The organism is Bacillus cereus group sp. BfR-BA-01379 (assembly GCF_022663605.1).
GTDB lineage: Bacteria > Bacillota > Bacilli > Bacillales > Bacillaceae_G > Bacillus_A > Bacillus_A mobilis.
This window is the reverse complement of sequence record NZ_JAKUFT010000051.1, coordinates 18023-35503: the sequence shown is the minus strand read 5'-3', so window position 1 is coordinate 35503 and position 17481 is coordinate 18023. Positions and strand designations below refer to the sequence as shown.

Here is a 17481-nt window from a genome sequence, read left to right as displayed (position 1 = left end):
AATAAATAATATTACTTTCTTATCTGTTTATGAAGACCATGAAGTTGCGGAAATGCAATTTCATGGTTTTTTACTATTTAATTCCTACGGTACTCAAGTTTATAATCTTTGTTAACAAAGAGTTGGAGTGTTTGATAATAAATAGAATAAATTATTTTAGAAAGGATGGTTCTCTTATAAGAGGTTTCCTAAAAGTAGATATATAGATACTATAACTCTAATAAGGCAGTCTCAGTTTTTTTAATTTGGTGGAAATGATGGAGGAATGAGAAATAGCATTGACTCATACTACAATTATGTGTTGGGTTCATTAATATAGACCGGGGTTGAGAAAAGAATTGGGTTTTATCTTAAAGGAACGATTCATGGAGAGTAGATGACATGGTGGATATAAGGATAATGGATGTATTTATATCTTGCTATTAATTTTGAAGAGAATACGATTTTTTATTTAGGTAAAAATGGAAAAAATGTGGATGTGGAGCGGATTTTTAAGAAAGTGTTGCACTCTTTTTATATTTCTACGCCTCGTGTGATTACTGCGAAAGGACAAACAACAGATGCCATTAGTATTCGATTTATATTGTGGAATAAGTTCATTATTTTGTTAAAAAGTGTGTGTATTATTAAAATTTTATCGAACGACTATGGCTATATTGCCTGATATAGGAGTGATATGGAGGGGGAAAAAACAAATAAATTTACGGATTCAGTTTGTATATGTATCGATTAACTGCTTGGATTAGTGGGAAAAAGAATTTACTATAAACTTTTATTTTTTATAATTTTTGTTTATTATTTGCATCACAACCTTAATATTGCTTTATTCAATATGTGTATGCTAGTTTTAGCTACCTTCGCTTTGATAAAGCTATATGAGCAGAGAGAATTTTAAAAGGTGCCCTATAAAAGGCACCTTATTCAATAACGACAATATGAAAGTAAAAGTTTATAAACAGAGAGGCTATTCGGTACAACATCTTTTGGAGTATGTAATATAAAGCTGAAAATGATAACGAGAATGAGAAAGAAGAAAAATAAAAATAGGATCTGTTTATGTATAGAATTTTGCATATTATTCACTCCTTTTTTAGGTAGTATGTCCAAAAGAAAGGAGTGTATGAAGAATTTTAGGAGGGGAGAATGATGAACAAAAGAAAATGGTTATATAGAATAGGGATATTTTTATTTTCGATCGGTCTCGTATTAGCAAATTTCTATTCAGATATACCATCACCATTTCCTAATTTGCATAAAGGGATTGGTATCAGTATTGTCATAGTTGGTCTTCTTTGTCTTATCACATCAAACTTCTACAGAAATTCCGAATGAATATAAAAAAGGACAGTTACTCTTTTTCTGAAGTACTGTCCTTTTTACATAATGTATTCCATAGTTTGGCGATACTCCATATAATGACGATTGTAATGGAGGCAATAATAGACCAAGCAATAGATGCAATTTCAAGTGCCATGTTAGGAAGAAATGTAAGAATGGATACGACTCTATGAAACAACCATTCTATTATATGAAAACTGATTTGCAGTAGAATGACAATCCCGAGTGTAATCCATGCTAACATTTGTTTTCCTTTTTCTTTCCACATGACATTCACCTCACGTTAGCTTAATAGTTTTAAGCCAACAGCGCCGCATAGAATGCAGCTTAAGAAGGCAAGTCGACGCCAATCCGCTGATTCACGGAAAATAAGAATACCTAGAAGTGCACTTCCGGCAGTTCCGATTCCAGTCCAAATCGCGTAAGCAGTTCCCATCGGTAATGTGTCCATCGCAAGAGATAAGAAGAAGAAGCTTACGCCGAAGTTAGCGATTAAAATAACTTTTGGTGCCCAGCCTTTCTTTTCAGTGGCTACTTTCATAAAGAGTACACCAATAATTTCACAAATACCAGCTAGAATTAAAAATACCCAAGCCATTTTATGCGGCCTCCTTCGCTTCTTTTTCTTCTGTTACTCGTTTTAGACCAATTACGCCGAAGAAGATTAAGCCGATTAATAAAACTTTTACAATAGAGAAAGGTTCTCCGAAGATGAAAATCTCTGTCAGAACGATCCCTCCAGCTCCAATTCCTGTAAAGACAGCATATACAGTGCCGACAGGTAAATCTTTGTAAGCTCTAAATAATAAGACGAAACTAATTGTAATTAATAATGCAACGCCAGCCCATTCAAGTGGTGCCTCCGCGTGTTTTAGTCCAATGACCCAAAAGATTTCAATAATACCAGCTATGATTACATAAATCCAAGCCATATGTCATTTCTCCTTCCTACCAGTCGTTAGGTAAAGGGCTTAAAAACGACGCATTGCAAAGGAGCAATCCGTCAGTTTGAAAGGCCTCGCCAAAATACTTGCCAAGAGGCGTTTAAACGAGTCTCAAAGCGATTTAAACCTGCAAATAGTAGCTCAACCATAAGTCCGTCTAGTAAGCATAGAAAAGCTTCTAGAGCGTCTTCTACTTCAATGTTATGCAGTTCACTTTGCTCGTTTGCCCGTTTAAATATAGGGAATAAAAGTTTTCCGACGTTCTCAATGTGTGTATTCGCTTTTTCGATAATTTGTTCGCGAAATGCATCGGGCGGAAAATAAGAAGTTCGTAACCAAAACATTGATTCTTCGCTTTCACCAAATCGTTTTGCATAGCCCTTTAGTAACTGTAAGAGCGATTCTTCAGTAGACGAATTTGAAAAATTTTCGATATCGTCTGTGAAGCTTTGTAAATCTTTTTGAAGAGCGGATTCTAAGCATATAAAATAAAGCTCTTCTTTTCCTTTAAAGTGTGCGTAAATCGATGGTTTTTTAATCCCGACTTCTTGAGCAATATTTGCTAATGAAGTTCCTTCGTAGCCGTAGCGTGCGAAATGAGAAAGTGCTACAGCTTTAATGCGGTTTGCTGTCATTTTCATCCCCTACCTACCGTTCGTTAGGTTTATTATATGAGATGGGAAATATAATGTCAATAGGGGAAGAGCTGAAAAAGAGCGCTATAGGTAACGCTCTTTTTTAGACAGTATCTCGCTCAATTAAGTGGAATGAAAGCTCTTCTGCGTTCCCGGCAATTTGCTCGCTTTGGATCTGTTTATGGAATAAAGAAAAAGCATGTGAGCCCATTGTAAGGCCAGGATGCTCAATTGTTGAAATTTCTAATGCCTTTGAAATTTCATGATTATCAAATCCAAGGATAGCAAGTTCTTCAGGGACTCGAATGCCATGTTTTCGCGCCTCTGTTAATAAACCAGCTGCAACTTGATCATTCGCTGTGAAAATAGCGGTTGGACGATTTTTCATGTTTAAAATGCGATGAAGTATTTTTGCACCATCCTGCATCGTATAGCACTGATGAAAGATCCAATCTGGATGTACCGTTTTACCTTCGTTATGAAGCGTATCAGCAAATGCTTTTTCGCGCTCCATAGAATTGGCGCTTGTTTTTCTTGCTAAACAGATTCCGATTTTTTCATGGCCTTTACTTAGTAAATAGGAAGTGCCGAGACGGAAGCCTTCATAGTGATCTACGTAGACGGATGAAATGAGGGGGTGGTTCATCTTTTCACATGAAATAATAGGGGCAAATTTTGCGAAAGGTTCAATTTGTTCCCAAGAACTCGTTCGAGAGCAAATAATCATTCCGTCGAATTGTTTCATTTTCATCATTTCAAGAACACGAATCTCTTCGGGGCTATCGTAATTCGTTTGACATAAATTAATATGATATCCAGCTGCTAACGCTTCGTTTCCGATGCCTTCAATAATGGTACTGAAGTATGGGAGGTTAATGAAAGGGAGCATAACCCCGATTGTATAGGTTTTTCCCTTTATTAAATGAATAGCATTTATATTTTTGGCATAGTTCAATTCTTCAACAGCATCTAGAACACGCTTACGTTTTTCTTCTTTTACGTAAGGGTGATTATTAAGGACGCGGGAAACAGTTGATATGGATACACCAGCGGTTTTTGCAATTTGTTTTATATTGGCCATATGTATCACCTCTTTCCCCTATTATAAAGGGAAAATAATAAGAATGAAAAAATCTTGACCTGAAAAGCTTTTCACAAACTATGTTATAAACATGACTTCTGTTATTCGCGTAACCTTTTTATTTGGGCGTGAGAATGATGGGGGTCTTTTTTGCGTCTATAAAAGAGTTTTTGTCAAAATGTGTGAGAATAACGTGGAAAGTTTTCAAAGGGGGAGTTTGTTAATGAAGCGAATATGAATAGCATACAAAGTGAAACTTTAATGAGTCGGGCATTAACGCTTTATTCATAAAGAGAGCGGTATGAAGAAAGGGCGGAAACAAATTGAAAAAAAGAATCATTTGTTTCGTGTTTTCTAGTCTAGTGCTAAGTTCATGTTCGTTTCAGCAAACGATGCAAGAAGAAAAAAACTTTGTGGGAACAACAGGGGGAGCTATGGATCGTGTTACGGATCCAATTCCGCTGAAGGAGCTTCCAAAATATTTTCCAGTGAAATTTAAAGTTCCGGCGTTTTTACCGTATGACATTACGAGTGATGTGAAGGGGGAAGTCAGAACGATTGGAAAAAAGAACACGGTTTTGATGATTAAATATAAACAGCGGGAGCCGGGGAGAAATGAGTACATTGAGTTAAATGTTGCGAACTTTCCTTATAGTTTTCCGGATCTCGTGGAAGAGAAGCGATTTCAAGAACAAATGAAATTGAATAATGGAGCACTCGCTTATTTTAAAAATAAGGATGATTCTGAGCGAGGAGACGAATTTGCCACGCTTATCTGGAAAGAGAAAGGACTTGAATATCAGATTTTGTATCGTAATGCACAAGAGAATGATAAAGATGTGATTAAGCAAAATTTATTATACATTGCGAATAATATGGAATGAAAAAACTAGCTGAATCATTCAGCTAGTTTTTGTATGTTATTATTTCTTTTTAATTTTCCCAGTCCACGTTTTGAATCCACCTTGTAATTGGTAGAAATCTTTGTAGCCTTGTTTCTTTAAGTATTGAGCCGCACGACCAGTACGGAATCCGCTTTGGCAGTATAAGTAAACTGGTTGATCTTTACGAAGTTCTTTATGACGAAGGCGAATTTGTGATAACGGAATGTTACGTGCGCCTAAAATATGCCCTGCAGTATATTCGTCTGCTTCGCGAATATCGATAAGCTGTGCTTTACGGTAGCCAGCGCGAAACTCTTCTTCTGAAAGTGTTTTAATTAATTTTTTCTGATAGAAATACATCCATACAGTGTAGCCGATGAACGCTACGATTACGGCTAATAAAATAATCCAAGTTGTTGACACGGTTCTATCGCTCCCTTTTTTCTTATCCTACTTTCAATATTATAATGCCCGTATGTATTTATGCAACAGATTCATTTGCATAATAAGAAGAAATTTCGTATTCTTTCACAAATTTTGTCGAATTTGGTAGACTAGAGAATGTGAAAAATAATTGGTTATATGAGGTGCAGGATGGGAAAAGAAAAATGGTGTTATATTAACTCTGGTCAATGTTCACCGGCATTTAATATGGCGTTAGATGAATGTTTATTAAATTGGCAAAGTGAAAAGAAAATGCCACCAACCATTCGTTTTTATGAATGGGAAGTACCAACATTAACAGTTGGGTATTTCCAGCGTGTTGAAAAAGATATTAATATGGATGTAGTTAACGAAAAGCAATATGGATTCGTTCGTCGTCAAACAGGCGGCAGGGGTGTACTACATGATAAAGAATTAACTTACAGTGTTATTGTGTCTGAAGATCATCCAAATATGCCAAAAACAGTTACAGAAGCGTATCGTATTATTTCGCAAGGTTTATTAGACGGTTTTAAGGCATTAGGATTAGAAGCGTATTATGCAGTTCCAAAAACGGAAGCAGACCGTGAAAATTTAAAAAATCCACGTTCAGGCGTATGCTTTGATGCACCGTCTTGGTATGAAATTGTAGTAGAAGGAAGAAAAATCGCAGGTAGTGCTCAAACACGTCAAAAAGGTGTGATTTTACAGCACGGATCGATTCCGTTAGAAATAGATTTAGATGAATTATATGATTTGTTTTTATTCCCGAATGAACGTGTAAAAGAGCGTATGAAGAGTATGTTCTCTTCTAAAGCGGTAGCAATTAATGAATTAACAGACCGTACGTTTACAATCGAACAGTTAATTAAAGCGTTTGAGGTTGGGTTTGAAAAAGGATTGGATGTAGAGCTTGTTCCGTATGAATTAACAGAAGAACAGTTACATGAAGTGCAAACATTAGCAAAAGAGAAGTATGAAAGTAAGGAATGGAATTATAAAAAATAAGAGGTGGCAATTGCCACCTCTTATTTTTTTATAGTAAATTAAGTACTTTTTCTACTTTGATTCCTTTATCTTGTAAAGAACGAAGGCGATTTACAACGTCCATAATTTCTTTGTCGAATGTAACGCTAATACCTTGGCTTTGTAGTTCTTGTTTTAAGCTTTCAATAGAATCATCTATGTCGATGCCAAGCTCGTAATCTTGACAAACTTCAATTGTCTTTTTCACGAGTTTCACATAATTTTCTTGTAGTTTTGTATTTGTTTCAGTCAAAGCAGGTTGCTTCGGTTTTGCAGGCGCAACCGGTGCTGTCTCTTGCTTTGTAACTGGAGTTGGTACTGCTTTTTTCACAGGTGCTGGAGTAGATAATTCCACAGCTGCTTCTACACTTACTGGCTTCGGCGTTGGTACCGGAGTAGGTTTAGGTGCTACAGGTGTTTCTACTCGCGTAACAGGTTTTTGAGCAGGTGTAACTGCTTTTGGAGCTTCTACAACTACTTCTTTTTTCGGAGTAGGTTCTACAACTGTTTCTTCTTGCTCAGCAGCTTCTTTATTTTCTTTGCTCCACATAACGCGTTCAACTTCTAGAGAAACATTGTTTTTGTTCATCGCTGTTAATGTAACTTTACCAACTTCAGCGTTCCCAGTGAAATCAACAATTTTATAAATAACACTCTTGTTCCAATCCACGTTTCCGCTCAAAAATAATTCTTCGTTACATTTCGGCGTTAAGCCCTCGATTTTAATTTCTGCGTTTACACCGTTTTCACTATATACCATAATTAGCGAAGCATTTACATCTTCGTCTGCTAACATTAGTTCACGTACCATTTTGCCGGTGCGTACTTGCGTTTTCTTCTTAACTGACATCTAATTTCTCCTCTCAAAAATTCAGTAATAATAAAAAAATCGTATAACGAAAAATAATTGCTCACGAAGATTTATGATACCGATAATAAAAGCATCACGTCAACAATTAACTTTAATTATTTTGCATTTTTCTTATTTTCTTTATGAAATTTTTCAATTTGTAAAATTAGACAGAAGAAAAACAGCCTTTTGAAAGGCTGTTAAAAATTTGATTTTTTATATAGTAATTTATATAAAACAAAAAATAAGATAGCAATTAAGGCATTTTGCCAAAATGTTAAATGATAAATGAGATAAGGTTGCTTTTTAAAATAAACATGTAAAAATACAGAGGCGCAAAATGGAGTAGCGAACGTAAATCCAAATAGAATTCTTCTTTTCCAAGTCGTTTTTTGATCAAAGGAGTAACGTTTTAAAAAATACAAAATAAGCAGTATTCCTAGAATAATGAGTGAAACAGACAAAATGGTTCCAGGGACACTAAAAGCTGGAGTGAAGTGTTCCGTATTCTTTCCAAAAGTTAAAATAAAAAATGAAACGATTGCATCGATTCCAAACTGTATAGCAAGAAGTAAACTAATAGCAAAACCGATTAAAGAAGTTTTTTCTAACTTTGTTTGGGTTGGTAAAGCTGATATAAGTTCATTGCAATAAGATTGTAAATCGTTACCGAAAATGTCGTAAGCACTTTTATTTTCTGCTTGTGCTTCGATGAGATGATCTAATATTTCTAGTAACAGTTCCTCCATTTGTTGCTGAGGTACATTTGATATTCGAAGATATACTAACATATCACCATAAGCAGCTTCGTTTTCAGGTGTTAAGAGTTCTCGTTTTTTATTGTTTAATTCAACCATGTCTTTAGCTTTCATTCCTATCACTCCCCTTGTAATAAGTTGTTTACGGTTGTTGAAACCATTCCCCAGCTTTGTTTAAATTCTTCAAGCTGTTCTAATCCTTTATCGGTTACGTGATAATATTTACGTTTTGGACCGAGTGAGGAGGCTTTTAATGTTCCTTCAATCAACTTTTCTTTTTGCATACGTAACAATAACGGATATATGCTTCCTTCGCTTACGAATGTAAATCCGTGTTTATTTAATTTTGTACTCAGTTCATATCCGTACACTTCTTCTTGTGAAATGATGTATAGGATGCAACCTTCGAGCACACCTTTTAACATTTGGCTGTGCATGATTTCACCACCTTTTATTCAGGTAACTTGCGTTGCAAGGTAGCTGATATCCAAATTATAACATCCAGTAACTTGCAACGCAAGTTACTGACGTGGAAAACTTTTATGAGTTTTAATTTTTCAACATTCCCCATACTAACGAGAGGAGGGAAACGTATGAAACCATTTATGCCAAAACTCGTTTACTTTGAACCGAAGGCACTTGAATATCCGCTTGGAAAAGAGCTGTATGAGAAGTTTACGAAGATGGGATTAGAAATTCATGAAACGACATCTCATAATCAAATTAGAAATTTGCCAGGTGAAAATGATTTGCAAAAGTATCGTAATGCAAAGGCAACGCTTGTCGTTGGGGTTAGGAAGACATTAAAGTTTGATACGTCAAAACCGTCAGCTGAATATGCAATCCCGCTCGCAACGGGGTGTATGGGGCATTGTCATTATTGTTATTTGCAAACGACACTTGGGAGTAAGCCTTACGTTCGCGTGTATGTTAATCTTGATGAAATATTTGAGAAGGCAAAGCAATATATGGATGAAAGAGCACCTGAAATAACAAGATTTGAAGCGGCTTGTACATCAGATATCGTTGGGATTGATCATTTAACACATGCATTAAAGCGGGCGATAGAATTTATTGGAGAAAGTGAATACGGGCGTTTACGTTTCGTTACGAAATATTCGCACGTGGATCATTTGTTAGATGCAAAACATAACGGGAAAACTCGTTTCAGGTTTAGTATTAATTCACGGTATGTGATTAAAAATTTTGAACCAGGGACATCACCGTTTGAAGAACGAATTGAAGCCGCTCGTAAAGTAGCAGGAGCGGGTTATCCACTTGGCTTTATAGTTGCGCCACTTTATATGCATGAAGGATGGGAAGAAGGATACCGTGAACTATTTGAGCGACTGTACAATGCGCTAAAAGATTTGTCGATACCGAATTTAACGTTTGAATTAATTCAACATCGCTTTACAAAACCGGCAAAAAAGGTCATTCAAGAGCGTTATCCGAATTCGAAACTTGAAATGGATGAAGAGAAGCGTAAATATAAATGGGGACGATACGGAATCGGGAAATACGTATATAAAAAAGATGATGCGGAAGTATTAGAAGAAACAATAAGAGGTTATATACATGAGTTTTTTCCTGATGCAGAAATACAATACTTTACTTAAGAAGAGTCTGTATACAAATACAGATTCTTTTTTGTTTTATATATTTAGGCTTGTTTTCAACTTGTCACGTTATTCTTTCTGGTGTATCATTTTATTGATTGCTTCGTACGGAATGAGCAAAATGAAATTGGATGGAGGAAACCGATGCCTACCCCTAGTATGGAAGATTATATTGAACAAATTTATTTGTTGATTGATGAAAAGGGTTATGCCCGCGTATCTGATATTGCTGAAGCGCTGAGTGTACATCCATCCTCTGTAACAAAAATGGTGCAAAAATTAGACAAAGATGAATATCTAATTTATGAAAAATATAGAGGGCTTGTATTAACATCAAAAGGTAAAAAAATCGGAGAACGTCTCGTATACCGTCATGACTTGCTAGAGCAATTTATGCGTATTATCGGTTTGGATGAAAGCAAGATTTACAATGATGTAGAAGGAATTGAACATCATTTAAGTTGGGAAGCAATTGACCGCATCGGTGATTTAGTGCAATACTTTGAACAAGATGAGGTTCGAGTGGAAACACTTCGTGGTGTTCAAAAAGCAAATGAAGAGAAAAGTAATTAAGGGGAACGTATGTCGTTTCCTTTTTTATTTCAATCGAAAAGGATGGGAGAATTATGAAAGCAATTATTTTTGATTTTGATGGATTAATTGTGGACACAGAGACAATATGGTTTCACTCTTTCAGAGACGCCGTTCGTGAGTATGGCGGGGAGTTACCCTTAGAGGAATTTGCAAAATGTATTGGAACGACAGATGATGTACTATATGCATATTTAAATGAGCAATTAAAAGAGAAGTTTAACAAGGATGCATTAAAAGAAAAAGTGAAAACTTTACATAAAGAGAAAATGAAAATACCAGAAGCTCGTGACGGGGTAAAAGAATATTTAGAGGAAGCGAAAGAAATGGGATTGAAAATCGCATTAGCTTCCAGTTCATCTAGAGAATGGATTATTCCTTTTTTGGAAGAGCTACAAATTCGAGATTATTTTGAAGTCATTAAAACGAGAGACGATGTTGAAAAGGTAAAACCGGATCCAGCACTTTATCGAATTGCGATAGAAGATTTAGGGATCGATCCGTCTGAAGCAGTTGTATTTGAAGACTCGTTAAACGGATTGAAGGCAGCGATTGCAGCAGGATTAAAGTGTGTCGTAGTACCTAATGATGTGACACGGAACTTACCTTTTGAAAATCATCACCTTCGAATTGAAAGTATGAAAGATAAAAGTTTGAAAGAAGTACTGCAAAATATAAAAAAAGACCGTATTTCCTAAAAGGAAGCACGGTCTTTCTTTTTTGTTTTTTTACCTTCAATGACAGTTAAATGAGATTGTTTTCTTTTTCGCTTCAAAGTGGAAGGAGTGCCTTTTTTCCCTTTGTCATTAGAAGCGTTTGATTTAAATAATGAATTGCTTAGGGGTGCTACATTTTGTTTCCCATGTTTGCGGTTCGATTGTTTTGCAGCACGCTTATAAGAGCTTTGCGAATTTGCAGAACCACTAGAGTTTGTAAACATTTTGTAGAGTAAATAAAAGATACCAACGACAGCCAACATGATACCAATATTTCTTAACACTCCCATTGGGTCTGTAATGACAGATGAAACAAGGCCGAATATTGCTAATCCGATAATAAGCACAAATATAGCGAAAGTAAACGAACGACCGTTCATAAGGGACACCTCCTAAAAACATATATTAAAAATAGTATATTAACGATGAGGAAAGGAGTTGAACACCATTTTTAAATAATTATTGTTTGTTTTCTAAACGTAATAATTCTTCAAACGATGCAATGGCTACTTCCACTTGATCATCTGTTGGTTCTTTCGTTGTTAACAGTTGCAGCCATAATCCGGGATATCCAAGTATGCGTAATACTGGAATATCGCGTAATCGATTTGTAAATTGTAACACTTCGAAAGAAATGCCGAGAACGACTGGAATTAATAAAATTCGGTTTACGACTCTGGCCCAAAGTGGATCTGTAGGGACAAGGAAATAAACAAACATGCCAATAATGACTGTAAATATAATAAAGCTACTGCCACAGCGATAATGAAGGCGAGTTTGTTTTTGTACATTTTCTACAGTCATTGGAAGGTTATTCTCGTAGGCATTAATTACTTTATGCTCCGCACCATGGTACTGAAATACCCGCTTAATAAGTGGGGTTAAAGAAATAAAGTATATATAGCTCAATAATAGCATGAGCTTAATGACACTTTCGACAATGATTTGCCCTGTATGTGAGGGGAAAATCGGTCTCGTTAATTCAGCTAGTAGTGCAGGAACTGCTGTGAAAATGACTTTACCAAATATGAAAGATAAAACACCAACTGCTGCAACTCCTAATACCATCGTTAATTTCGATTGTTCTTCTTTGTGATTTGCAATTTGTTCGTCGTCTTCTGGGTGGACATCAAATCGTTCTGAAGCAAAGTTTAAATGTTTTGCTCCGTTCGCACTTGCATCCACAATAGCGGCAATACCTCGTAAAAATGGAATTTTTTTCAGGATAGATAATGCTTTATTACGAACGCGTGGTAATCGATAAAATTCAATCGATTTATCTTTACGACGAACCGCTGTAACAGTATATTCTCTACCGCCAAACATAACTCCTTCTATGACTGCTTGCCCGCCATATATTTGTTTTGACTCTTCTGCCATGTTAACACCAACCTGTATTTGTTTCTCTCTTATGTAGAAAAAGAGGCAATTGTCATACTGGGTTCTGTCATTTTGAAATAAGACAATCACCGAGTTTCCTTTATTTTATCGACAAATACAAGTATATGACAAGGGAAAATGTTACGAGAGTCGGACATTTCTTATTCTTTTTATAGACAAATTTCGCAGTATTTAAACATGGTTCAAAATAGTTTCGGGCATACTATTGAGCGGAGGTGTCGATGTGAGTCAAGAACAATTAGGAACAAGGAATTTTGTGCAAATTGGTTTATTTGGTGGAGTCTTTTGGGGAGGGATATGGTATTTCCTTCATATATTTTCATTTACGGAAGCGGGACCGAACTATTTACTTTTACCATTTGCCTTTGGAAGCTGGAAGGAAGGGGTATGGGGCAATGTGTCAGGAATTGTTTGTATGGGACTACTTTCGATTTTAATTGCCTTTTTGTACAAAGCGTTTTTGGTAAAGTTTGAGGGAATTCTTCCAGGGATGATTTACGGTTTATTTTGGTGGGCGTTACTATTTTTCGGAATGGGATTAATAGCGCCTGCTATTAAAAGTGCACTCCATTTACCGAAAGAAACGATTGTGACGACGATATGCATTTTTATATTATATGGTGTGTTTATAGCATACTCTGTTTCCTACGCCGTAAATACCAATAAGGCCGAGCGTGAAGGGGAAGAGAAGACAAACTATTCAAATAAGTAACTCCTATGTTAAAATGTTGTATAGACATTTAATATTAAGGAGTTTTAAGCATATGAAAAAGGTACTCCTCGTAAACGGTCCTAACCTAAATCGCCTCGGTGTCAGAGAGGTAAATGTATATGGAAAGGGCACGCTAGCGACACTTGAAGCAGATATGAAGCAAGAAGCAGAAACAATGGGAGTGGAGTTAGAATGTTTCCAATCGAATCATGAAGGTGCGATTATCGATCGTATTCATGAGGCGGAAGATATATATGAAGGGATCATTTTAAATCCTGGAGCATTTACGCATTATAGCTATGCGATTCGAGATGCAATTGCGAGCATTTCGATTCCTGTTATTGAAGTACATATTTCAAACATTCACCAGCGTGAGTCGTTCCGTCATGAATCTGTGACGGCAGCTGTTTGTGCAGGACAAATTGTTGGATTTGGTTTTTATGGCTATAAGTTAGCGTTATTTGCATTAATGGAGAAATTGAGGGAGGCATAAAGTAATGGAGAAAATCGAAAGAGTAAGAAGTGCATTTGATGAGGCTGGTATTGACGGTATTTTGTTAACAAATGAACATAGTCGTAGATATATGGCTAACTTCACAGGAACAGCTGGTGTTGTACTGATTTCGAAAAATCGTGCTCAATTTATTACAGACTTCCGTTACGTAGAGCAGGCTACTAAACAAGCTGTTGGATATGAGATTGTACAGCATGCAGGATTAATTATTGATGAAGTTGCAAAGCAGGTGAAGGAACTAGGAATTCAAAAGCTTGGCTTTGAGCAAGATACTCTTACATATAGTTCTTATTCAGCGCATAAAGAAGCGATCGATGCTGAATTTATCCCAACTTCTGGGCTTGTAGAAAAGTTACGCTTGATAAAGACTGATTCAGAGATTAAGATATTAAAGGAAGCTGCACAGATTGCAGATGCTGCCTTTGAACATATTCTATCATTCATTCGCCCGGGAGTATCTGAAATTGAAGTGTCAAATGAACTTGAATTTTTCATGAGAAAACAAGGAGCAACATCTTCTTCGTTTGATATTATCGTTGCCTCAGGTCTTCGTTCGGCATTACCGCACGGCGTGGCATCTGAAAAAGTGATAGAAACAGGAGATTTCGTTACATTAGACTTCGGCGCTTATTACAAAGGATATTGCTCTGATATTACTCGTACGATTGCAGTTGGTGAACCATCTGATAAATTGAAAGAAATTTATAATATCGTTTTAGAAGCACAACTACGTGGTGTGAACGGTATTAAAGCTGGTTTAACAGGCCGTGAAGCGGATGCGTTAACGCGCGATTACATAACTGAAAAAGGATATGGTGAATACTTCGGACACTCTACTGGTCATGGAATCGGTCTTGAAATCCATGAAGCACCAGGTTTAGCGTTCCGTTCTGATACAGTTCTTGAACCAGGTATGGCTGTAACAGTAGAACCAGGTATTTATATTCCAGGTATTGGCGGCGTACGTATTGAAGATGATATCATTGTAACAAGTGAAGGTAATGAAGTAATTACGAAATCACCAAAAGAACTTATTATTTTGTAATACACAGGAGGATTTTTTTACATGATTTCAGTAAACGATTTTCGTACAGGTTTAACAATTTCAGTGGATAATAGCCTTTGGCAAGTAATGGATTTCCAACACGTAAAGCCAGGTAAAGGTGCTGCATTCGTTCGTTCTAAACTACGTAACCTTCGCACAGGATCTGTTCAAGAGAAAACATTCCGTGCAGGTGAAAAAGTAGAAAAAGCACACATCGAAAACCGTCGTATGCAATACTTATACGCAAGCGGTGAGTCTCACGTATTTATGGATAACGGAACTTATGAGCAAATCGAACTTGGTGAAAAACAAATCGAGCGCGAACTTAAATTCCTAAAAGAAAACATGGAAGTATCTATTATGACATACCAAGATGAAGTACTTGGTGTTGAACTTCCAAACACAGTTGAATTACAAGTTACAGAAACAGAGCCAGGTATTAAAGGAGATACAGCTTCTAACGTAACAAAACCAGCTACATTAGAAACTGGTCTTGTTGTACAAGTACCAATCTTCATTAACGAAGGCGAAATGCTTATCATCAACACTGGTGAAGGTAAATACGTTTCTCGTGCATAGTAGAAAAGCACTCGTGATTATCACGAGTGCTTTTTTCTATAGGAAATAGGGTAGATAATAAATCCCTGTTATAACAAAGCTAACTAAGACAAGTGAAAGGGTACCCATAATATAGGGAGTCAAAACAATTTGAAATGGTTTTATCTCGCCAGTTTCAACGCCAGCCAGTGTTTTACTGATTGCATGATCTGTAATGTTGTTTCTATGATTACTCATAATAATTAGCCACGTAATTGCAAATATCGCTAAACTACCAAGGAAAAAGGCCTCCATAAATGACCAACTGACCAATAATGAAAAAAGATAAATAAGAGCTAATTCTACTACAATTGTTAAACTAATTTTTAATACCTTCATATTTTACCCCCTCATTTTGTACATATAGCTAGCGAGATGACTTTAGTTCTGTCTCTCGTGCTGCATCGTCTATACCCCTTTTAAATTAAATATACCATAATATACCATTAAATAATACGAATATTCTGATTGTGTAAAGGCGTTAGATAAAAATTATGTTTTTACTTCTGAAATAGACAACCCTTGCATATGGTTGTACAAATATACTCTTTTGTAGCAGACAGCACTAGTAACCGTTATGGGAGAAGGTGGGAGAATGAAACAGTGGCTAGCGGCAATGGAAACATCCGTGCTCGTAATGGGGTTACTTCGGTTGTTTTCAGGCAGCGCGGAAATATTCGCCGCTTTGCTTATGCTTTATGTGAATGATGCGAAGAAAGCATTGTTTATAAATGGTATGTTGGCGTTTGTTGGACCGACCGTATTAATTTTAACAATGACAATAGGTATAGCGAGTGTGGCAAGTGAGATTTCTTTTTTGAAACTCTTTTTTCTAGCACTTGGAATTGGCTGCATTTTTATCGCGTTGTTGAAATAGTAAGTCGAGTATAGTGGGGAGAAGCTGATGAAAGAAGTATTAGAAGTTTTACCGAAAACGATGAAGCAGCTAGTGGAAAGTTGTAAGTGGTGCGATGCTCTAGAGGAAATTCGTGTTCGAATTGGAAGACCGCTAGAGTGTATTGCTCATGGCGAAGTGTTTTTCTATGACTATATCGTTACGGCAGAGGATGCCATTTACTTATTGAATAAGTTAAGTCAATTCTCAATTTATACGATGGAAGAGGAATTAAAACGTGGGTATGTGACACTTCGAGGAGGACATAGAATCGGCTTAGCGGGAAAAGTCATTACAGAAAAAAGCGAAGTGAAAATGATTCGAGATGTCTCTTCCTTTAATATTCGTATCGCTCGTCAAAAAATAGGAATTGCTGAACCACTTTTGCCGTATTTGTATGAATCACGATGGTTAAACACGATGGTTATTGGCCCGCCGCAAACGGGGAAAACAACACTTTTAAGAGATGTAGCACGTTGCATGAGTCAAGGTGTAAGTGCTTCGAACATTCCTTCTTGTAAAGTTGGAATTGTAGACGAACGGTCAGAAATTGCAGGCTGCGTGAAAGGTATTCCGCAATATGACTTTGGAGCGCGAGTAGATGTGTTAGACGCATGTCCAAAAGCTGAAGGAATGATGATGATGATTCGTTCTATGAGTCCAGATGTTTTGATTGTAGATGAAATTGGACGTAAAGAAGATAGTGAAGCAATTATGGAGGCGGTGCATGCAGGGGTTCAGCTTTTTATAAGTGCACATGGATTTTCTTATGATGATGTTGTGAAACGTCCATCACTAAAAGCGGTGCTGGAGCTCGGTATATTTGATAGGTTTGTGGAGCTATCAAAAGCAAGAGGGCCAGGAACAGTTATGCAAGTGAAAGATAAATATGGAAAATCGGTATTGCCTCATAGAAAGGCTGAGGGCGTATGGTAAAAATATTTGGTGCAGTGTTAATCGTTGCGGTCAGCACCTTTTTCGGCTTTTCATACGCGAAAAAATATAGTGAGAGGCCGCGGCAACTTAGATTATTAAAAGCGGCACTTCAATCATTAGAGGCAGAAATTATGTATGGGCATACACCTTTGTCTGAAGCCGCCGAGCGATTAGTGAAACAAATGCCGAAGCCGTTAAATTGGATATTTCAAAGTTTCGCTAGAAGGCTAGAAAGCGGAGAACAAACAGTAAGAGAAGCTTGGATAGATAGTTTGAAAGAAAATTGGAAGTTAACAGCATTTCAACAAACTGAGTACGAGATTTTGCAGCAATTTGGCGAAACGCTCGGGCAACATGATCGTGAATCACAACAAAAACATATACGCTTATGCATTACACATTTAGAGAGAGAAGAAGAAGAAGCAAAAGCGTTACAACTGCAATATGAAAAAATGATTAAGAGCTTAGGGGTACTAGCGGGGCTACTTATCGTAATTTTACTGCTATAGGGGGGAG

Annotated in this window: 26 protein-coding genes; 14 read left to right on the top strand and 12 right to left on the bottom strand. The window is 36.6% G+C overall.

The features are described from left to right. Positions 1-403: 403 nt before the first annotated feature. Both MR113_RS18645 and MR113_RS18640 read left to right on the top strand, forming a co-directional pair. Positions 404-664 carry a hypothetical protein gene (locus tag MR113_RS18645; RefSeq protein WP_242256079.1) on the top strand — a complete coding sequence of 87 codons (261 nt, stop codon included), beginning with the start codon at positions 404-406 and terminating at the stop codon, positions 662-664. Between the two features lie 479 nt (positions 665-1143). Continuing rightward, positions 1144-1332 carry a hypothetical protein gene (locus MR113_RS18640; protein ID WP_081110183.1) on the top strand — a complete coding sequence of 63 codons (189 nt, stop codon included), beginning with the start codon at positions 1144-1146 and terminating at the stop codon, positions 1330-1332. Positions 1333-1348: 16 nt separating this feature from the next. On the opposite strand, the gene MR113_RS18635 is transcribed toward MR113_RS18640, so the two are convergent. From MR113_RS18635 to MR113_RS18615, 5 genes are all read right to left on the bottom strand, one after another. Beyond that, a complete protein-coding gene (locus tag MR113_RS18635; protein ID WP_098872715.1) occupies positions 1349-1606 on the bottom strand; it encodes a DUF3975 family protein in 258 nt (85 codons plus the stop codon). A 15-nt stretch (positions 1607-1621) separates the two neighbouring features. Beyond that, a complete protein-coding gene (locus MR113_RS18630) occupies positions 1622-1936 on the bottom strand; it encodes a DMT family transporter (protein ID WP_000312621.1) in 315 nt (104 codons plus the stop codon). 1 nt (position 1937) lies between these two features. Then, on the bottom strand, positions 1938-2270 hold the full coding sequence (locus MR113_RS18625) for a DMT family transporter (RefSeq protein WP_131934236.1): 333 nt from the start codon (positions 2268-2270) through the stop codon (positions 1938-1940). Between the two features lie 71 nt (positions 2271-2341). Beyond that, positions 2342-2923 (bottom strand): TetR/AcrR family transcriptional regulator, encoded by a 582-nt coding sequence (locus MR113_RS18620; protein ID WP_002073006.1) that lies wholly within the window; start codon positions 2921-2923, stop codon positions 2342-2344. A gap of 97 nt (positions 2924-3020) precedes the next feature. Then, positions 3021-3998 (bottom strand): LacI family DNA-binding transcriptional regulator, encoded by a 978-nt coding sequence (locus tag MR113_RS18615; protein ID WP_242256078.1) that lies wholly within the window; start codon positions 3996-3998, stop codon positions 3021-3023. Positions 3999-4345: 347 nt separating this feature from the next. Here MR113_RS18615 and MR113_RS18610 point away from each other — a divergent pair, with 347 nt between their 5' ends. Beyond that, entirely contained in the window at positions 4346-4882 is a 537-nt protein-coding gene (locus MR113_RS18610; protein ID WP_073516941.1) for a DNA polymerase III subunit delta, read from the top strand. A gap of 39 nt (positions 4883-4921) precedes the next feature. On the opposite strand, the gene MR113_RS18605 is transcribed toward MR113_RS18610, so the two are convergent. Next, on the bottom strand, positions 4922-5305 hold the full coding sequence (locus MR113_RS18605) for a rhodanese-like domain-containing protein (protein ID WP_048531103.1): 384 nt from the start codon (positions 5303-5305) through the stop codon (positions 4922-4924). A gap of 171 nt (positions 5306-5476) precedes the next feature. On the opposite strand from MR113_RS18605, the gene MR113_RS18600 reads away from it, so the two are divergent. Beyond that, the gene (locus tag MR113_RS18600) at positions 5477-6313 is read left to right on the top strand and encodes a lipoate--protein ligase family protein (protein WP_063260831.1); all 837 of its coding nucleotides are present in this window, start codon (positions 5477-5479) and stop codon (positions 6311-6313) included. Between the two features lie 28 nt (positions 6314-6341). Here MR113_RS18600 and MR113_RS18595 read toward each other — a convergent pair whose 3' ends face one another. From MR113_RS18595 to MR113_RS18585, 3 genes are all read right to left on the bottom strand, one after another. Beyond that, positions 6342-7181 (bottom strand): hypothetical protein, encoded by an 840-nt coding sequence (locus tag MR113_RS18595; protein ID WP_242256076.1) that lies wholly within the window; start codon positions 7179-7181, stop codon positions 6342-6344. A gap of 200 nt (positions 7182-7381) precedes the next feature. Continuing rightward, on the bottom strand, positions 7382-8053 hold the full coding sequence (locus MR113_RS18590) for a DUF1048 domain-containing protein (RefSeq protein ID WP_242256074.1): 672 nt from the start codon (positions 8051-8053) through the stop codon (positions 7382-7384). Between the two features lie 5 nt (positions 8054-8058). Beyond that, a complete protein-coding gene (locus MR113_RS18585; RefSeq protein ID WP_000556083.1) occupies positions 8059-8376 on the bottom strand; it encodes a PadR family transcriptional regulator in 318 nt (105 codons plus the stop codon). Positions 8377-8532: 156 nt separating this feature from the next. Between MR113_RS18585 and splB the strand changes: the two genes are divergently transcribed. From splB to MR113_RS18570, 3 genes are all read left to right on the top strand, one after another. Continuing rightward, positions 8533-9558 carry a spore photoproduct lyase gene (gene splB, locus MR113_RS18580; protein WP_242256072.1) on the top strand — a complete coding sequence of 342 codons (1026 nt, stop codon included), beginning with the start codon at positions 8533-8535 and terminating at the stop codon, positions 9556-9558. Between the two features lie 144 nt (positions 9559-9702). Continuing rightward, the gene (gene mntR, locus MR113_RS18575) at positions 9703-10131 is read left to right on the top strand and encodes a transcriptional regulator MntR (protein ID WP_001143071.1); all 429 of its coding nucleotides are present in this window, start codon (positions 9703-9705) and stop codon (positions 10129-10131) included. Between the two features lie 53 nt (positions 10132-10184). Next, the gene (locus MR113_RS18570) at positions 10185-10847 is read left to right on the top strand and encodes an HAD family hydrolase (protein WP_242240362.1); all 663 of its coding nucleotides are present in this window, start codon (positions 10185-10187) and stop codon (positions 10845-10847) included. Here MR113_RS18570 and MR113_RS18565 read toward each other — a convergent pair. Both MR113_RS18565 and MR113_RS18560 read right to left on the bottom strand, forming a co-directional pair. Beyond that, positions 10844-11245: an SA1362 family protein gene (locus MR113_RS18565; protein ID WP_046956360.1), complete on the bottom strand. Its 402-nt coding sequence runs from the start codon at positions 11243-11245 to the stop codon at positions 10844-10846. The genes MR113_RS18570 and MR113_RS18565 overlap by 4 nt on opposite strands. A 79-nt stretch (positions 11246-11324) precedes the next feature. Next, positions 11325-12245 carry a DUF1385 domain-containing protein gene (locus MR113_RS18560; RefSeq protein WP_242256071.1) on the bottom strand — a complete coding sequence of 307 codons (921 nt, stop codon included), beginning with the start codon at positions 12243-12245 and terminating at the stop codon, positions 11325-11327. Between the two features lie 244 nt (positions 12246-12489). Here MR113_RS18560 and MR113_RS18555 point away from each other — a divergent pair, with 244 nt between their 5' ends. Genes MR113_RS18555 through efp form a run of 4 tightly spaced genes read left to right on the top strand, consistent with a single transcriptional unit; the run spans position 12490 to position 15116 of the window. Continuing rightward, positions 12490-12978, top strand: coding sequence for a YqhR family membrane protein (locus MR113_RS18555; RefSeq protein WP_242256069.1), 489 nt, complete (start codon positions 12490-12492; stop codon positions 12976-12978). A gap of 52 nt (positions 12979-13030) precedes the next feature. Next, a complete protein-coding gene (gene aroQ, locus MR113_RS18550; RefSeq protein WP_000757087.1) occupies positions 13031-13471 on the top strand; it encodes a type II 3-dehydroquinate dehydratase in 441 nt (146 codons plus the stop codon). Between the two features lie 4 nt (positions 13472-13475). Beyond that, positions 13476-14537 (top strand): Xaa-Pro dipeptidase, encoded by a 1062-nt coding sequence (gene pepQ / locus MR113_RS18545; protein WP_073516475.1) that lies wholly within the window; start codon positions 13476-13478, stop codon positions 14535-14537. A gap of 21 nt (positions 14538-14558) precedes the next feature. Further along, complete coding sequence (gene efp, locus MR113_RS18540; protein ID WP_242256067.1) at positions 14559-15116, top strand: elongation factor P; 558 nt, start codon at positions 14559-14561, stop codon at positions 15114-15116. Positions 15117-15152: 36 nt separating this feature from the next. On the opposite strand, the gene MR113_RS18535 is transcribed toward efp, so the two are convergent. Beyond that, complete coding sequence (locus MR113_RS18535; RefSeq protein ID WP_242256065.1) at positions 15153-15473, bottom strand: hypothetical protein; 321 nt, start codon at positions 15471-15473, stop codon at positions 15153-15155. Positions 15474-15729: 256 nt separating this feature from the next. On the opposite strand from MR113_RS18535, the gene MR113_RS18530 reads away from it, so the two are divergent. Genes MR113_RS18530 through spoIIIAB form a run of 3 tightly spaced genes read left to right on the top strand, consistent with a single transcriptional unit; the run spans position 15730 to position 17474 of the window. After that, positions 15730-16011: a YqhV family protein gene (locus tag MR113_RS18530; protein ID WP_000816054.1), complete on the top strand. Its 282-nt coding sequence runs from the start codon at positions 15730-15732 to the stop codon at positions 16009-16011. A gap of 27 nt (positions 16012-16038) precedes the next feature. Beyond that, a complete protein-coding gene (spoIIIAA, locus tag MR113_RS18525; protein ID WP_242256063.1) occupies positions 16039-16965 on the top strand; it encodes a stage III sporulation protein AA in 927 nt (308 codons plus the stop codon). Next, on the top strand, positions 16959-17474 hold the full coding sequence (gene spoIIIAB / locus MR113_RS18520; RefSeq protein ID WP_000238690.1) for a stage III sporulation protein SpoIIIAB: 516 nt from the start codon (positions 16959-16961) through the stop codon (positions 17472-17474). Before spoIIIAA ends, spoIIIAB begins: the two co-directional genes overlap by 7 nt. Positions 17475-17481: the final 7 nt, after the last annotated feature.

What these genes read in the sequence shown, in the direction of transcription:
- MR113_RS18645 (WP_242256079.1), top strand. Translation starts at nt 404, where the DNA reads ATGTATTTATATCTTGCTATTAATTTTGAAGAGAATACGATTTTTTAT.
- MR113_RS18640 (WP_081110183.1), top strand. Translation starts at nt 1,144, where the DNA reads ATGATGAACAAAAGAAAATGGTTATATAGAATAGGGATATTTTTATTT.
- MR113_RS18635 (WP_098872715.1), bottom strand. Translation starts at nt 1,606, where the DNA reads ATGTGGAAAGAAAAAGGAAAACAAATGTTAGCATGGATTACACTCGGG.
- MR113_RS18630 (WP_000312621.1), bottom strand. Translation starts at nt 1,936, where the DNA reads ATGGCTTGGGTATTTTTAATTCTAGCTGGTATTTGTGAAATTATTGGT.
- MR113_RS18625 (WP_131934236.1), bottom strand. Translation starts at nt 2,270, where the DNA reads ATGGCTTGGATTTATGTAATCATAGCTGGTATTATTGAAATCTTTTGG.
- MR113_RS18620 (WP_002073006.1), bottom strand. Translation starts at nt 2,923, where the DNA reads ATGAAAATGACAGCAAACCGCATTAAAGCTGTAGCACTTTCTCATTTC.
- MR113_RS18615 (WP_242256078.1), bottom strand. Translation starts at nt 3,998, where the DNA reads ATGGCCAATATAAAACAAATTGCAAAAACCGCTGGTGTATCCATATCA.
- MR113_RS18600 (WP_063260831.1), top strand. Translation starts at nt 5,477, where the DNA reads ATGGGAAAAGAAAAATGGTGTTATATTAACTCTGGTCAATGTTCACCG.
- MR113_RS18595 (WP_242256076.1), bottom strand. Translation starts at nt 7,181, where the DNA reads ATGTCAGTTAAGAAGAAAACGCAAGTACGCACCGGCAAAATGGTACGT.
- MR113_RS18590 (WP_242256074.1), bottom strand. Translation starts at nt 8,053, where the DNA reads ATGAAAGCTAAAGACATGGTTGAATTAAACAATAAAAAACGAGAACTC.
- MR113_RS18585 (WP_000556083.1), bottom strand. Translation starts at nt 8,376, where the DNA reads ATGCACAGCCAAATGTTAAAAGGTGTGCTCGAAGGTTGCATCCTATAC.
- splB (WP_242256072.1), top strand. Translation starts at nt 8,533, where the DNA reads ATGAAACCATTTATGCCAAAACTCGTTTACTTTGAACCGAAGGCACTT.
- mntR (WP_001143071.1), top strand. Translation starts at nt 9,703, where the DNA reads ATGCCTACCCCTAGTATGGAAGATTATATTGAACAAATTTATTTGTTG.
- MR113_RS18570 (WP_242240362.1), top strand. Translation starts at nt 10,185, where the DNA reads ATGAAAGCAATTATTTTTGATTTTGATGGATTAATTGTGGACACAGAG.
- MR113_RS18565 (WP_046956360.1), bottom strand. Translation starts at nt 11,245, where the DNA reads ATGAACGGTCGTTCGTTTACTTTCGCTATATTTGTGCTTATTATCGGA.
- MR113_RS18560 (WP_242256071.1), bottom strand. Translation starts at nt 12,245, where the DNA reads ATGGCAGAAGAGTCAAAACAAATATATGGCGGGCAAGCAGTCATAGAA.
- aroQ (WP_000757087.1), top strand. Translation starts at nt 13,031, where the DNA reads ATGAAAAAGGTACTCCTCGTAAACGGTCCTAACCTAAATCGCCTCGGT.
- pepQ (WP_073516475.1), top strand. Translation starts at nt 13,476, where the DNA reads ATGGAGAAAATCGAAAGAGTAAGAAGTGCATTTGATGAGGCTGGTATT.
- efp (WP_242256067.1), top strand. Translation starts at nt 14,559, where the DNA reads ATGATTTCAGTAAACGATTTTCGTACAGGTTTAACAATTTCAGTGGAT.
- MR113_RS18535 (WP_242256065.1), bottom strand. Translation starts at nt 15,473, where the DNA reads ATGAAGGTATTAAAAATTAGTTTAACAATTGTAGTAGAATTAGCTCTT.
- MR113_RS18530 (WP_000816054.1), top strand. Translation starts at nt 15,730, where the DNA reads ATGAAACAGTGGCTAGCGGCAATGGAAACATCCGTGCTCGTAATGGGG.
- spoIIIAA (WP_242256063.1), top strand. Translation starts at nt 16,039, where the DNA reads ATGAAAGAAGTATTAGAAGTTTTACCGAAAACGATGAAGCAGCTAGTG.
- spoIIIAB (WP_000238690.1), top strand. Translation starts at nt 16,959, where the DNA reads ATGGTAAAAATATTTGGTGCAGTGTTAATCGTTGCGGTCAGCACCTTT.